At 59.3% G+C, this 14,092-nt stretch carries 12 protein-coding genes and 3 rRNA genes; 3 read left to right on the forward strand and 12 right to left on the reverse strand.

Annotated features, from left to right (window positions below; all coding sequences use genetic code 11):
- Positions 1–13: 13 nt before the first annotated feature.
- The 5 genes from tnpB (VXM69_RS19170) to VXM69_RS19190 form a co-directional block, all read right to left on the reverse strand.
- Entirely contained in the window at positions 14–265 is a 252-nt protein-coding gene (gene tnpB, locus VXM69_RS19170; RefSeq protein ID WP_367190035.1) for an IS66 family insertion sequence element accessory protein TnpB, read from the reverse strand.
- Between the two features lie 38 nt (positions 266–303).
- On the reverse strand, positions 304–1,869 hold the full coding sequence (locus VXM69_RS19175) for an IS66 family transposase (RefSeq protein WP_175907236.1): 1,566 nt from the start codon (positions 1,867–1,869) through the stop codon (positions 304–306).
- A gap of 31 nt (positions 1,870–1,900) precedes the next feature.
- Entirely contained in the window at positions 1,901–2,251 is a 351-nt protein-coding gene (tnpB, locus tag VXM69_RS19180; RefSeq protein ID WP_121863073.1) for an IS66 family insertion sequence element accessory protein TnpB, read from the reverse strand.
- On the reverse strand, positions 2,227–2,769 hold the full coding sequence (locus VXM69_RS19185; protein WP_175907237.1) for a transposase: 543 nt from the start codon (positions 2,767–2,769) through the stop codon (positions 2,227–2,229). Before VXM69_RS19185 ends, tnpB (VXM69_RS19180) begins: the two co-directional genes overlap by 25 nt.
- A 135-nt stretch (positions 2,770–2,904) precedes the next feature.
- Positions 2,905–3,318 (reverse strand): transposase, encoded by a 414-nt coding sequence (locus tag VXM69_RS19190; RefSeq protein ID WP_080298168.1) that lies wholly within the window; start codon positions 3,316–3,318, stop codon positions 2,905–2,907.
- Here VXM69_RS19190 and VXM69_RS19195 point away from each other — a divergent pair.
- Positions 3,244–3,567 (forward strand): SymE family type I addiction module toxin, encoded by a 324-nt coding sequence (locus VXM69_RS19195; protein ID WP_367190036.1) that lies wholly within the window; start codon positions 3,244–3,246, stop codon positions 3,565–3,567. The genes VXM69_RS19190 and VXM69_RS19195 overlap by 75 nt on opposite strands.
- 246 nt (positions 3,568–3,813) lie before the next feature.
- Here VXM69_RS19195 and rrf read toward each other — a convergent pair.
- The 5 genes from rrf to VXM69_RS19220 all read right to left on the reverse strand — a co-directional run bounded on the left by rrf (position 3,814) and on the right by VXM69_RS19220 (position 11,157).
- Positions 3,814–3,926: ribosomal RNA gene (gene rrf / locus VXM69_RS19200) — 5S ribosomal RNA — on the reverse strand.
- Between the two features lie 228 nt (positions 3,927–4,154).
- Positions 4,155–7,036, reverse strand: a 23S ribosomal RNA gene (locus VXM69_RS19205).
- A gap of 394 nt (positions 7,037–7,430) precedes the next feature.
- Positions 7,431–8,963 (reverse strand): 16S ribosomal RNA (locus tag VXM69_RS19210).
- The 16S, 23S and 5S rRNA genes sit together here, the layout of an rRNA operon.
- Before the next feature lie 575 nt (positions 8,964–9,538).
- On the reverse strand, positions 9,539–10,069 hold the full coding sequence (locus VXM69_RS19215; protein WP_176730057.1) for a cytochrome b: 531 nt from the start codon (positions 10,067–10,069) through the stop codon (positions 9,539–9,541).
- A complete protein-coding gene (locus VXM69_RS19220; RefSeq protein WP_367190037.1) occupies positions 10,069–11,157 on the reverse strand; it encodes a catalase family peroxidase in 1,089 nt (362 codons plus the stop codon). Before VXM69_RS19220 ends, VXM69_RS19215 begins: the two co-directional genes overlap by 1 nt.
- Positions 11,158–11,315: 158 nt before the next feature.
- Here VXM69_RS19220 and VXM69_RS19225 point away from each other — a divergent pair, with 158 nt between their 5' ends.
- Together VXM69_RS19225 and VXM69_RS19230 are read left to right on the forward strand one after the other, a co-directional pair.
- On the forward strand, positions 11,316–11,837 hold the full coding sequence (locus VXM69_RS19225) for a sigma-70 family RNA polymerase sigma factor (RefSeq protein ID WP_034188234.1): 522 nt from the start codon (positions 11,316–11,318) through the stop codon (positions 11,835–11,837).
- The gene (locus VXM69_RS19230; RefSeq protein WP_367190038.1) at positions 11,834–12,592 is read left to right on the forward strand and encodes an anti-sigma factor; all 759 of its coding nucleotides are present in this window, start codon (positions 11,834–11,836) and stop codon (positions 12,590–12,592) included. The genes VXM69_RS19225 and VXM69_RS19230 overlap by 4 nt, the downstream gene beginning before the upstream one ends.
- An 807-nt stretch (positions 12,593–13,399) precedes the next feature.
- Here the strand turns inward: VXM69_RS19230 and VXM69_RS19235 are convergent.
- Entirely contained in the window at positions 13,400–13,717 is a 318-nt protein-coding gene (locus VXM69_RS19235; RefSeq protein ID WP_367190039.1) for a hypothetical protein, read from the reverse strand.
- 26 nt (positions 13,718–13,743) lie between these two features.
- Positions 13,744–14,088 carry a hypothetical protein gene (locus VXM69_RS19240; protein ID WP_367190040.1) on the reverse strand — a complete coding sequence of 115 codons (345 nt, stop codon included), beginning with the start codon at positions 14,086–14,088 and terminating at the stop codon, positions 13,744–13,746.
- Between the last annotated feature and the right edge of the window lie 4 nt (positions 14,089–14,092).

The following is a 14,092-nucleotide window of genomic DNA, read 5'->3' on the forward strand; positions in this document are numbered from 1 at the left end:
AGTTAACAATGGTTTACAGCGCGCTGCGTGGGCGCGCGGCTTCGACCGGCTGCCGCCAATCGAAACCCTCGAGCAAGAGCGACAGTTGGGCGGTTGTGAGCGCGACCACGCCGGCGTCAGCACGCGGCCACGCAAAACGCCCCTTCTCGAGCCGCTTCGCCAATAAACATAGCCCGCCGTCGCTCCAATACAAGCACTTCAGCAGGTCACCGCGCTTGCCCCGGAACACGAACACGTGTCCAGAGAACGGATCTTTCTCCAGCACCGTCTGTACCTTCGTACGCGGTCTTTTAACGACGCCCCTCAGTGGTTGAGGGCAGCAGGCATTCTCCAAGGCATGAGATCGGCGTAGTCGTCGGCAGTTGCAGCGAGCGGCAACCTGGTGAACAGCCAGACCAGATAGCGATACGGCTCGATGCCGTTCGCCTTGCACGTCTCGACGAGGGAGTACAGGTTGGCACTGGCCTGCGCGCCGGCGACAGTATCGGAGAACAGCCAGCCCTTGCGGCCGACGACGAACGGCCGGATCGCGTTCTCGCACAGGTTGTTCGAGATCGGCCAGTTGCCGTTACCGACGTAGCGGACCAGCTTGGGCCACTGTCCGCTCATGTACTGCAATGCCTTGCCGAGCAGACTCGACGGCACGACGCCTGGCAGATGCTCGACCAGCATGCGCTCGATGATGGTGAGCACGCGGGCGCTGTACCGGGCACGCAGTCGCTGCCGGCGTTCAGACTTCCACTTCGCGCTGCGCGCCTCGGCCGCGAACAGCTTGCCGATCAGCACGACGAAGCGCGTCGCCAGTAGGTCCGGCGAGCGTGCCGCCTTCGGCACCGACTCCTCGGCCTTGATGAAGCCGCGGCGCACGTGTGCCCAGCATCCGAGATGCACGAGCTGGTGATCGTGGGCGATGCCGTTGTAGAGCTCGTACCCGTCAGTCATCAGCACGGTGCCAGGCTGCACGCCGGCATAGAGCTTCTGCGCATGCTGGGCGCCGCGCCCCGGCGAGTACGAGAACATCCGCACAGGCGGCCCCGAGCTGTTGACCTGCGCCCACAGGTAACTCTTCGCCTGCGGCCTTCGTCCCGGCTCCTTCAGCACCTGGAACGTTGTCTCGTCGCCGTAGATCAGGTCCGATTCGAGCAGCGCGTCGCGCATCAGATTGATCACCGGCTGCGTGGCGAGCCCCACCCGCACTACGCTGGCGGCCAGCGTGTTCGACGAGATGGCGCCGCCGAAGCGACGCAGCAGCGTGGCCTGGCGATACAGCGGCATGCCGTACTGGTACTTGCCGGTGATGATCCACGCCAGCGCGGATTCCGTGAGCAGCCCGCGAGGGATGATACGCGCCGGTGCGGGCGTGACCTTGATACCGAGATCGCAGCATGGGCACGCGTATTTGACCCGTTGGTGCTGAACGACGCACACTTGCTCGGGAATCACGTCGAGCTGTTCGCTCGTTTCCACGCCGATCTCGACGAGAGCATGGCCATCATGCGCGCAGAACCGTTCGGACTCGGGCAACTCGTGTCGCACGACCTCGCGCGGCAGGTTCGGATCGAGTGGTTTGCGCCCACGCTTGCCGCGCGTGTGAGCGGCGACCGATGTGCCGGGCATATCCTCGCGCGCGGGCGCGTCGGTAGTCGTCGCCAGCGCCTCGGCTTCGTTGAACAGACCGAGCTGGTCAGCATGGCGCGCTTCGCTCGATGCGCCGAACAGTTCGTGCTTGTAGGCCCGCAGTTTCTCCTCGGCCAGATCGCGCTGAGCCGTCACGAGTCGAAGCTCACCGCGCAGCGCATCGCGTTCGGCGCTCGCGGCAATCAGCGCCTCGTACTCCTCGGCGCTCAACATGACGGGATTGTTCGGCATGGCCGGTTAGACCATGTCGCCCTCGTCGTGTTCAGCTCATCCGCGCGTAATATCGCTGGGGATGCTTCTGGATCACGGCCAGGTCGATTCCGTCGAGCAGCCAGTGCAACTGCTCAGCGCTGAGCGTGATCGTGTCGCCTCCGTTCGGCCAGACGAAGCGGTCGGCTTCGAGTCGCTTGAGCAGCAACCAGAAGCCGTTGCCGCCCCAGCCGAGAATCTTGATGCGATCGCGTCGTCGGTTGCCGAACACGAACAGCGCCGAGGTCATCAGATTCAGGCGCATCGCCTGTTCGACCAGAATCGACAACCCGTTGATGCCCATGCGGAAGTCGACTGGATCGCGATGCAGATAAACCTTCAGCTCTTCGTCGAACCGGAACACGGCAGCCTCCCGAGCATCTGGATCACCGTGGCCAGCTCATCGACACTCGCCTCGCCGAGATCAAATTCGACACCATTGGACAAGCGCACATGTAACGAGAGCGCCATCAACGACGGGGCTGGTGGCAGTACTGGGGAAACGGCAGGCACGGTCGACGCAGTCGTGACGACAGGAACGAATGCCCGCGCTTCACTCATCGGAACCCGACGGGCAGTGCCCGGAATGTCGATCGATACGCCGTCGATCACCAGCGGGTCCGGCCTCGTTGGGGTTTGCAGCGTATGCTGCTGATGGCGCGAGATCCAGCGGCGCAACTGATTCGGATTGACGTCATGGTCCATAGCCGCCCGGGCGATCGATACCCCCGGCTTCAGGCAAAACTCGACCAGCTCCCGCACGGCATCTTCATCAAATTCCCGCCGGCCATCCCGTCGTTGGCCAACTACCAGTCTGCTTCGAAGGTCCTGTTTCTCTGTCATCATGGTCTGAGTGCATGTGTCCACGCGGACACTTAGCATCTGACCTTATGCCTACCATTGGTAGGGCGTCGTTTATTGACGGCTTACGTACCTTCGCGGCCAACGAATTGAAGCCGCATCGCATATCGGTGACGCCCGCCGCGATCCAGATCCGCGTGTTTTGAGGCAGACCGATCATCGTAAAATGCGATCGAGAACAGAACGCAGCACGTCCGGGTCTGGCGCGCCTTCGATGCGAATCGACGTCTTGCCATGCTGGATCTGGATCGAGCCGGACGGTATGTTGTCGGTCGCAGTCGGCACCTCGAGCGCCATCGACGGCTGAGACGGTTCGTTGACGACAACCGGCAGCATTGCGTCTGGAATCGCATCGTCCGTTAGCAGGCCTTGCGCATGGAGGCGACGCCATGCCCACACCTGATTGGCATTGATGCCGTTCTCGCGAGCAACACGGGCGACCGATGCGCCGGGCTCGAATGTCAGCGCGACGATGGTCCGCTTCCATTCCGTGGGATGTCGGCGAGTTTGCCGTTTCGGCGGGATCTCGACTGTCTGAGTCACTCTGTCCACAACTCCTATCGTGGACACGACTGGTCATTCGTGTCCTTCACAGGACATCATGGCACTCGTCACCGAGCGTTCACAGACGGTACTGGTCTCGTGCTTACTTCCTTGTCTAGGGTCCTTCGTGCCATCAGAGAGCACCGGAGGCTCAACACGACGTATTTCCCGTGGATCAAAATAGCGGGAGTATGGCTTGAGGACGCGGGATTCGAGGCTGGAGAACGCGTCCGGATTACCGTCGAGGACAAGCGACTCATCATCACGCCGATGTGATCGGCGCATTGCCAATGGTGGGCGGCGCAAGTCACTATCCGTCTGGAAACTCGGCACCCGATGCTCCATACCGTTAGTAACTGTGACAAGCAACGATTGTTCTGAAACTGCGGCGGACCGGTCACTCAGGTCCGCTGCCGCATAGCCTTTCAGGATGTGCCGCAATCCATGCCGCGCACCGCACACATTTCCGCCGCCGAAATGCAAAAACCCCCGCCTTTCGGGCGGGGGTTCCTGGCTTAGGGAGCCTGACGATTACCTACTTTCACACGGGAATCCGCACTATCATCGGCGTAGAGTCGTTTCACGGTCCTGTTCGGGATGGGAAGGGGTGGGACCGACTCGCTATGGTCATCAGGCAAAGGGGGTTGTTGTGCTGGCTTCGCAGCGCAACCAATCTTGGAAGAAGCAGTAATTTAGGTTGTGTGTATCACACACGAGAATCCAACTTGTCTCGTCTTGCTACGCAGGTCACCGGTACTTCAACCGGCGCGCCGCATCGATCAGCTTCGCTGCTCGACGCTCTGCGTGGGATGCTCGTAAGTGCTGAAGCACTAACGATCATCGACACAAGGCAGACTTGTTATAGGATCAAGCCTTACGGGCAATTAGTATCAGTTAGCTGAACGCATTACTGCGCTTACACACCTGACCTATCAACGTCCTGGTCTCGAACGACCCTTCAAGGGGATCTAGTCCCCAGGGATATCTCATCTTAAGGCGAGTTTCCCGCTTAGATGCTTTCAGCGGTTATCTCTTCCGAACATAGCTACCCGGCGATGCCACTGGCGTGACAACCGGTACACCAGAGGTTCGTCCACTCCGGTCCTCTCGTACTAGGAGCAGCCCCCTTCAAATATCCAACGCCCACGGCAGATAGGGACCAAACTGTCTCACGACGTTTTAAACCCAGCTCACGTACCTCTTTAAATGGCGAACAGCCATACCCTTGGGACCGGCTACAGCCCCAGGATGAGATGAGCCGACATCGAGGTGCCAAACACCGCCGTCGATATGAACTCTTGGGCGGTATCAGCCTGTTATCCCCAGAGTACCTTTTATCCGTTGAGCGATGGCCCTTCCATACAGAACCACCGGATCACTATGACCTGCTTTCGCACCTGCTCGACTTGTCGGTCTCGCAGTTAAGCACGCTTATGCCATTGCACTATCAGCACGATTTCCGACCGTACCTAGCGTACCTTCGTACTCCTCCGTTACGCTTTGGGAGGAGACCGCCCCAGTCAAACTGCCTACCATGCACTGTCCCCGACCCGGATCACGGGCCAAGGTTAGAACCTCAAACAAACCAGGGTGGTATTTCAAGGACGGCTCCACCGAAACTAGCGTTCCGGTTTCATAGCCTCCCACCTATCCTACACAGATCGGTTCAAAGTCCAATGCAAAGCTACAGTAAAGGTTCATGGGGTCTTTCCGTCTAGCCGCGGGTAGATTGCATCATCACAAACACTTCAACTTCGCTGAGTCTCGGGAGGAGACAGTGTGGCCATCGTTACGCCATTCGTGCAGGTCGGAACTTACCCGACAAGGAATTTCGCTACCTTAGGACCGTTATAGTTACGGCCGCCGTTTACCGGGACTTCAATCAAGAGCTTGCACCCCATCATTTAATCTTCCGGCACCGGGCAGGCGTCACACCCTATACGTCCACTTTCGTGTTTGCAGAGTGCTGTGTTTTTATTAAACAGTCGCAGCCACCAGTTTATTGCAACCCCTTCACCCTCCTGGCGCAGGCCAGTCAAGCTACAAGGGCGTACCTTATCCCGAAGTTACGGTACCAATTTGCCGAGTTCCTTCTCCCGAGTTCTCTCAAGCGCCTTAGAATACTCATCTCGCCCACCTGTGTCGGTTTGCGGTACGGTCATCGTTAGACTGAAGCTTAGAGGCTTTTCTTGGAACCACTTCCAATTGCTTCGCTCCCTAAGGAGCTCGCGCCACACCCTTGAATTGCGCACCCGGATTTGCCTAAGTGCCTTCTCCAATGCAGCGACCGGGACTTCCAACACCCGGACAACCTTCCGCGATCCGTCCCCCCATCGCATCTAACAATGGTGCAGGAATATTGACCTGCTTCCCATCAGCTACGCATTTCTGCCTCGCCTTAGGGGCCGACTCACCCTACGCCGATGAACGTTGCGTAGGAAACCTTGGGCTTACGGCGAGGGGGCCTTTCACCCCCTTTATCGCTACTCATGTCAGCATTCGCACTTCCGATACCTCCAGCACGCTTTTCAACGCACCTTCGCAGGCTTACGGAACGCTCTCCTACCATGCGAGCAAAGCTCGCATCCGCAGCTTCGGTATATAGCTTAGCCCCGTTACATCTTCCGCGCAGGACGACTCGATCAGTGAGCTATTACGCTTTCTTTAAAGGGTGGCTGCTTCTAAGCCAACCTCCTGACTGTTTTAGCCTTCCCACTTCGTTTCCCACTTAGCTATATTTGGGGACCTTAGCTGGCGGTCTGGGTTGTTTCCCTCTTGACACCGGACGTTAGCACCCGATGTCTGTCTCCCGTGATTGCACTCTTCGGTATTCGGAGTTTGCTATGGCGGGGTAATCTGCAATAGACCCCCCAACCATGACAGTGCTCTACCCCCGAAGGTGAGACACGAGGCACTACCTAAATAGTTTTCGGAGAGAACCAGCTATTTCCAGGTTTGTTTAGCCTTTCACCCCTATCCACAGCTCATCCCCTAACTTTTCAACGTTAGTGGGTTCGGACCTCCAGTACGTGTTACCGCACCTTCATCCTGGCCATGGATAGATCACCTGGTTTCGGGTCTACGCCCAGCAACTGAACGCCCTATTCGGACTCGCTTTCGCTACGCCTGCCCTATACGGTTAAGCTTGCTACTGAACGTAAGTCGCTGACCCATTATACAAAAGGTACGCCGTCACCCCTTACGAGGCTCCGACTGTTTGTATGCATGCGGTTTCAGGATCTATTTCACTCCCCTCCCGGGGTTCTTTTCGCCTTTCCCTCACGGTACTGGTTCACTATCGGTCGATCACGAGTATTTAGCCTTGGAGGATGGTCCCCCCATCTTCAGACAGGATTTCACGTGTCCCGCCCTACTTGTCGCACACCTAGTTCTTTCATACTGTTTTCGCCTACAGGGCTATCACCTGCTATGGCCGCACTTTCCAGAGCGTTCGGCTAACAATACAAATAAAGAGTGCAAGGCTCATCCCATTTCGCTCGCCACTACTTTGGGAATCTCGGTTGATTTCTTTTCCTGCGGTTACTTAGATGTTTCAGTTCACCGCGTTCGCTTCACTGGACCTATGTATTCAGTCCAGGATGACCCAAAAGGGCCGGGTTTCCCCATTCGGACATCTACGGATCAAAGCTCGTTTGCCAGCTCCCCGTAGCTTTTCGCAGGCTACCGCGTCCTTCATCGCCTGTGATCGCCAAGGCATCCACCACATGCACTTGTTCGCTTGACCCTATAACGAGTCTGTCTCTCGACAGCCGCTACAGGTTGAGTTCTCGCGTTGTGCCGTATTCCAATTGAGTCAAACATAGAGTTCGAATCATCTTGAGATACATCGATACAATCACAACCCGGATAGTTTACACGTCCATCTCAAGACGCTTCCGCTATCCAAATTACTTACTTCTTCCAGATTGTTAAAGAACGACAGCCGATATCTGTTGATATCCTCTGACTGGCTCAATCGCCAATGAAAAAGACTCGAATCGAACTTCATTCGAATATTTTTCATTGAAGATTATCGAAAGCGGCCGGCATTATAACCGATAAAACCGCTAACAGACAGTCTTTCTGTCTTTATCAACAGCCGATAAGCGTGAGCGCTCAACTTGTGCGAGAAGCTCTGGAAAGGAGGTGATCCAGCCGCACCTTCCGATACGGCTACCTTGTTACGACTTCACCCCAGTCATGAATCCTACCGTGGTGACCGTCCTCCTTGCGGTTAGACTAGCCACTTCTGGTAAAACCCACTCCCATGGTGTGACGGGCGGTGTGTACAAGACCCGGGAACGTATTCACCGCGGCATGCTGATCCGCGATTACTAGCGATTCCAGCTTCATGCACTCGAGTTGCAGAGTGCAATCCGGACTACGATCGGTTTTCTGGGATTAGCTCCCCCTCGCGGGTTGGCAACCCTCTGTTCCGACCATTGTATGACGTGTGAAGCCCTACCCATAAGGGCCATGAGGACTTGACGTCATCCCCACCTTCCTCCGGTTTGTCACCGGCAGTCTCCTTAGAGTGCTCTTGCGTAGCAACTAAGGACAAGGGTTGCGCTCGTTGCGGGACTTAACCCAACATCTCACGACACGAGCTGACGACAGCCATGCAGCACCTGTGCGCCGGTTCTCTTTCGAGCACTCCCACCTCTCAGCAGGATTCCGACCATGTCAAGGGTAGGTAAGGTTTTTCGCGTTGCATCGAATTAATCCACATCATCCACCGCTTGTGCGGGTCCCCGTCAATTCCTTTGAGTTTTAATCTTGCGACCGTACTCCCCAGGCGGTCAACTTCACGCGTTAGCTACGTTACTAAGGAAATGAATCCCCAACAACTAGTTGACATCGTTTAGGGCGTGGACTACCAGGGTATCTAATCCTGTTTGCTCCCCACGCTTTCGTGCATGAGCGTCAGTATTGGCCCAGGGGGCTGCCTTCGCCATCGGTATTCCTCCACATCTCTACGCATTTCACTGCTACACGTGGAATTCTACCCCCCTCTGCCATACTCTAGCCTGCCAGTCACCAATGCAGTTCCCAGGTTGAGCCCGGGGATTTCACATCGGTCTTAGCAAACCGCCTGCGCACGCTTTACGCCCAGTAATTCCGATTAACGCTTGCACCCTACGTATTACCGCGGCTGCTGGCACGTAGTTAGCCGGTGCTTATTCTTCCGGTACCGTCATCCCCCGACTGTATTAGAGCCAAGGATTTCTTTCCGGACAAAAGTGCTTTACAACCCGAAGGCCTTCTTCACACACGCGGCATTGCTGGATCAGGCTTTCGCCCATTGTCCAAAATTCCCCACTGCTGCCTCCCGTAGGAGTCTGGGCCGTGTCTCAGTCCCAGTGTGGCTGGTCGTCCTCTCAGACCAGCTACTGATCGTCGCCTTGGTAGGCCTTTACCCCACCAACTAGCTAATCAGCCATCGGCCAACCCTATAGCGCGAGGCCCGAAGGTCCCCCGCTTTCATCCAAAGATCGTATGCGGTATTAATCCGGCTTTCGCCGGGCTATCCCCCACTACAGGACATGTTCCGATGTATTACTCACCCGTTCGCCACTCGCCACCAGGTGCAAGCACCCGTGCTGCCGTTCGACTTGCATGTGTAAGGCATGCCGCCAGCGTTCAATCTGAGCCAGGATCAAACTCTTCAGTTTAAACCTGTTACTGTTTTCGGTTCGGTTAAGAACCGGTCGCTCACTCAAAGCTGACAGGAATATGAATCACTTCATAAACCTGACTTACTTTAGTGTGAGACTCTTGATACTTTCGCTATCTGATCCGAGGATCAGCTCGCTGTCATCAAGCGCCCACACTTATCGGCTGTTAATTTTTAAAGAGCAATCTGCGAGGAACATCGTGTTTCCCGGCAGCGCTGCGTTTTCAGCAGCAGAGAAGCGAGATTATCAACCGTTTTTTGAGACTCGTCAACAACTTTTTTAACTACTTCGTTGCGACGACTGCGGTTTAATTTCGCGTGCACTGGAATCGATAAAACCGACTTCAACAGCACCGCTTCCCTCTTCTTCCCCCGCGCCGTGTTTCCGTTAGCGCGAAAGAGGCGTGATTCTATGCATCTGCCCCGGTCTCCGCAACCCCTTTTGTGAAATATTTTTGACATGCTAGGCCGGGGGCCGCTGAGCCTTCCCGGTGCCCGTATACACGCGACACGGCGGGCGCAGCCTCGGTCGCCCTTGAACAGCCCCGCCGCATCGAACGCAACTTCCGTCGATTACCGCCCCACCATCGCCCTCACCACGCCGTCCCGCCGAATCAGCCCGTGATACAGCGCCGCCGCAAAGTGCGCGAGGAACGTCAGGAAGAACAGATACGCGAGCACGCGATGCGCGACCCGGAGCCACGCGAATGTCACCGGATCAGCCGACACCAGCGCCGGCAGCTGCACGCCGCCGCCCAGCGTCACCGGATACCCGCCCGCCGACAGCATCGCCCAGCCGATCAGCGGCATCGCCACCATCAGCGCATACAGCACGAGATGCGACCCGTGCGCGGCCGCCTTCTGCCACCACGGCAGATCCTCGGGTAACGCCGGCGGCTTCGACAGCACCCGCACCACGATCCGTACGCACACGAGCACCAGCACGGCCACACCCAGCGGCTTGTGAATCGCCACCAGGATCTCGTGCCGTTCGGAAACGGACGCCACCATCCCCACCCCGATGAACAGCATCGCGAGGATCATCGCGGCCATCACCCAGTGCAGCACTCGCGCCGGCAAACCAAACGTCGTAGAAGCCTTCATCACCGTCCCTCCGAACTCAACCTGGCCACGCCGGCCACCCCGGCCTCTTCACTCGTGCGCCGCAGATACGAATCCGCATACGCGGCCGAGCGCGCCGCCAGCAGCGGATCGCCCGACACCTGGATCCCTTGCGGCAGCACCGTCGGGTCGTAATTCACGTCGCGGCACGGGCCGCTGTCCTGTGCCTCGACGCGGTCGAGCACGAGCGTGCCCGCGTCGATCGTCGTGCGCTGCGCGGGCCAGACCTTCGTCGCGTCGTCCACCGGATCGCCGGGCTCCGCCAGCGTGACCAGCAGCTTCCACTTCTGCGGGCCAGCCGCGATGCGCTGCGTCACGTCCTGCTGCAGCACGTTCGGATCCGCGGCCGTCGCGACGTCGCCGGCGCCGGCCGTCTGCTCCGGCACGACGCGCCACCGCACCGCCTGGCGCTTGCCGGCCGCGTCGACGAAGTAGAACGCGTTCAACCCGTAATAGCTTTCGGTGACGTAGCTCGCGCTCGGCTTCGCACTCTTCACCCATTGCAGGAACGCGCCCGCCTCCGGATGCGCGCCAAAGAACGCCTTCACTTTCGCCGGATCGGGCTTGCCAGTCTTCGGATCAGGGCGGGTCGCGAGCGTCTGCTCATAGAATGCCTGCGGCGTCGCGACCGGAAACACCGGCATCGCGTTCATCCCGGTCCGCCATTGCTCGCCGTCCGGCGCGGTGAGCTTCAGCGCGAGGCTGCGGATCGGCACGCTGCTGTCGGGCGCATACGGATTCCCGCCCGGCAGCGCGAAGCGCCCGACCACCGGCGTGCGCACCGCGTTGAAGAACGGCGCGACCGAATACGCGCTCGCGGCGCCGTTGCCCTCGAAGTAGCCGGTCACGCACACGCCCTTCGCGTGATTGCGCCGGAAGCCGGGATGGACGCCGCTGTTGGTCTGCAGCGCGTCGACGAGCCGCTGCGGGGTCAGACGGGCCGGCGCGAGCCAGCCGCCCGCATAACCGAACGCGACGGCCACGCCGGCCACCGCGCCGCCGATCACGGCCCAGCGCCACCACTCGCGCCCGGGCTCGCGCTGCGGCGAAGAAGAGGAAGATTGCTTCATGAATGCGCTCCCGATCGTCAGATCATTGTCGAACCCGCGTAGGACGCCGCCCGCGCCACTTTATTCCACGAAAAAATTTTTCCTATGCTGGAGGGAATAATCGATGCCGGCCGACGTCCTACGCGGCATCCACGACCCTTTCGGCAACCGGCCCGGCCATGCCCTCCACCGCCCTCGACGACGAAGCATTACGCGAACTCATCCCCAGGCTGCGACGCTTCGCGCTCTGGCTGGCGCGCGATGTCCATGCGGCCGACGATCTCGTCCAGTCGACGCTCGAGCGCGCGCTGTCGCGCTGGACGAGCCGTCGCGACGACGCATCGCTGCGCAGCTGGCTCTTCACGATCCTGTATCGGCAATTCCTCGACGGGAAACGCAGCGCGAAGCGCTACGCGTGGCTGCTCGGCCGTATCCAGGACGACGACGAAGCGCACTGGCCCTCCGCCGAACGCGAATTCACGGCACGCGCGACGCTCGAAGCGTTTGGCCGGCTCCCGGACGAGCAGCGCAGCCTGTTGCTGCTCGTCGCGGTCGAGGGCTTCACCTATCAGGAAGCCGCCGACCTGCTCGAGGTGCCGATCGGCACCGTGATGTCGCGGCTCTCCCGCGCGCGCCAGGCGCTGCGCCAGCTCAGCGACGGCGAGCTTCCCGCTCCTTCCTTGCGATTGATGAAGAAATGAACACGCCTCCGAACGAACACGACCTTCACGCCTATGTCGACGGCCAGCTCGACGACGATGCGCGCGCCGCGGTCGAGCGCTATCTCGCGCTGCATCCGGAGCGCGCGGAACAGGTGAAGCAATGGCAGCAGGATGCGCAGCGGTTGCGGGCCGCGCTGGAAAGCGTGCGGATGCCGCCCGACAACCCCGCGCTGGATCCGGCGGCGATTCGCGGCCGGCGCGCGGAACGCTCGCGGATGCGGTTCGCGATGGCGGCTTCGTTCGTGTTCTGCGTCGGGCTCGGGACGTTCGGCGGATGGCAGGCGCGCGGGTGGAACGCGGCGCCGCCCATCGCGCCGATGAGCGATGCGGTCAAGGCTTACCGGATGATGGTGGTCGATCGGACGGCCAAGGTCGACTACCGGCCGACCGGTGCGGGCGATTTGCAGGGATGGCTCACCAAAGGCGTGGGCGCGTCGGCGAAGCTGCCGGATTTGAGCGCGGCGGGGTTCCGGCCGGTCGGTGGGCGGTTGTTCACGACGGACAGCGGCGCCACGGCCGCGATGGTGCTCTATCAGAATGACGCCGGGCAGACGCTGAGCTTCTATCTCCGGCCGGCGGAATCGGAACATCGGCTGCTGCCGAATGGGCAACGCATGGATGGCGCGCTGCTCGCGCGGTATGGGTCGGTGAACGGGCTCAACTATGCGGTGGTCGGGCCGGCGGGGAGTCTCGGGGAAAAGGCGGTCGTGCAGGCGCTTGATCAGCAGACTTGAGGGTACGATGCGCGCCCGGCTGGAGATCGGTGGTTGGCGGCAGGGCCTTATGTGGTGTGGCTCGGCGGGCTTGGATGCGACAACGCTCACCGGTTGATTGCACAGCGTTCCAACTGACTTTGCTGGTTGGTTTTCCATATCGAAGGGGCGCGTTCGGTACTCTCGCCTTTGGAATCACAGGGTTTCAAGTTGCCGCGGAGCGGGATGTCCACATCGATCATAGTGGCGCTCCGTGCGGACATCGATCGGTCCACTCACTTTGGGTCTGCACAGCGTTTCGGGTTGTTTGGGTGCGCGATATCCACAACCCGTGAGATAACGCGAACATCCGCACCGAATTCGCTTACCCTCACCCATTGGCTGCACAGGATTTCGAGTGTCTTGGCTGCTCGATATCCACAAGGCGTTCAATCACCGCGAACACGCTCCACACCACCAGCTCCATTCCGGCAAATCCTTGTCAGAAAAGGCGTTCTGGCTGATTCGCGTAGCCGAATGCAAGGCGCTCACCTGTTCGATGCACAGCAATTCGACTGGTCGAGTGCGTGAGTTGTCCACATACGGGCCGCCGACAAGCGTACGAGACACGACGCACATTCCGCATGCGTCCAGGTAGTCGAGTCGGCCGTCTCCATCCAGTTGTGCGCTCGCGCATTCGGTTCGGCTCTTCACGGTCAGAATTCACCGAAATCCACGCCTGGCCTGCGATCCGGCTGCACGCTCACCTTCTGCTTTCACAGCGTTTCGCATCGTTTTGTGCCTTGGTTATCCACATGCGAAGGCCGATCACCTCCACCGTCTCCGAAGTCACTTGGTCAAATAAGTCCCGAGAATCCCGCCCGTCTCCGGCGAAATGACGTAATGGATCGACTTCCCGAGCCGGTTTGCGTCGCCAAGCCCCCGCATGCCGGGAATCAGTTTCGCCATGAACGTAATGCCGATGACGTGATCCTCCGGTTTGGGATCGACCCTCGCTGCACCTTCGTCCTCGAGGTAGATCTCGAAGTTGCGCAGGTCCTGCCCGGTCTTCGCAAAGTCCTCATAGGCGGCCTTCGGGCCGAGCAGCGTCGCGGTATTGAGCTGGACTGAGCATCGATCAACCACGCCGAAATTCAATTGGGTCATCGCCCCTCCCCGAAGTCGCCACACTTCTACCCTGCATCCTGCCCGGCCATCAATTCCCTCAGGCATTCAACACACGTTGCCGTCAACAATCCGATCGCTGTTTCCATCGACTCGTCGTCGTCGAACCGATAGACGCCTCCTCCTTCACGCGTCCCACCCAATTCAAGCAGTTTCGTCTCTTCGGATTCGAGCATGTAGCCAGGAAACTCGATCTCATCGCGCACCAGCGTTAGCGGCACGACCCTGCGGCCGCCCTTCCAGTTGCCACGATCGTTGACGAGATCGGACACGGCACGAGTCACGAGCTCGCCTCCGACATGTCCGTGATATGAACAATTCACCAGCGGCATCATTTCACCTTTGATTTCCAATCCG

This window comes from Burkholderia sp. Ed8, assembly GCF_040761425.1.
Taxonomy (GTDB): Bacteria; Pseudomonadota; Gammaproteobacteria; order Burkholderiales; family Burkholderiaceae; genus Burkholderia; species Burkholderia seminalis.

Coding starts and splice junctions, on each gene's coding strand:
- VXM69_RS19175 (WP_175907236.1), bottom strand. CDS start 1,869: ATGCCGAACAATCCCGTCATGTTGAGCGCCGAGGAGTACGAGGCGCTG.
- VXM69_RS19185 (WP_175907237.1), bottom strand. CDS start 2,769: ATGCTAAGTGTCCGCGTGGACACATGCACTCAGACCATGATGACAGAG.
- VXM69_RS19195 (WP_367190036.1), top strand. CDS start 3,244: ATGTCGGCGAGTTTGCCGTTTCGGCGGGATCTCGACTGTCTGAGTCAC.
- VXM69_RS19215 (WP_176730057.1), bottom strand. CDS start 10,069: ATGAAGGCTTCTACGACGTTTGGTTTGCCGGCGCGAGTGCTGCACTGG.
- VXM69_RS19220 (WP_367190037.1), bottom strand. CDS start 11,157: ATGAAGCAATCTTCCTCTTCTTCGCCGCAGCGCGAGCCCGGGCGCGAG.
- VXM69_RS19225 (WP_034188234.1), top strand. CDS start 11,316: ATGCCCTCCACCGCCCTCGACGACGAAGCATTACGCGAACTCATCCCC.
- VXM69_RS19230 (WP_367190038.1), top strand. CDS start 11,834: ATGAACACGCCTCCGAACGAACACGACCTTCACGCCTATGTCGACGGC.
- VXM69_RS19235 (WP_367190039.1), bottom strand. CDS start 13,717: ATGACCCAATTGAATTTCGGCGTGGTTGATCGATGCTCAGTCCAGCTC.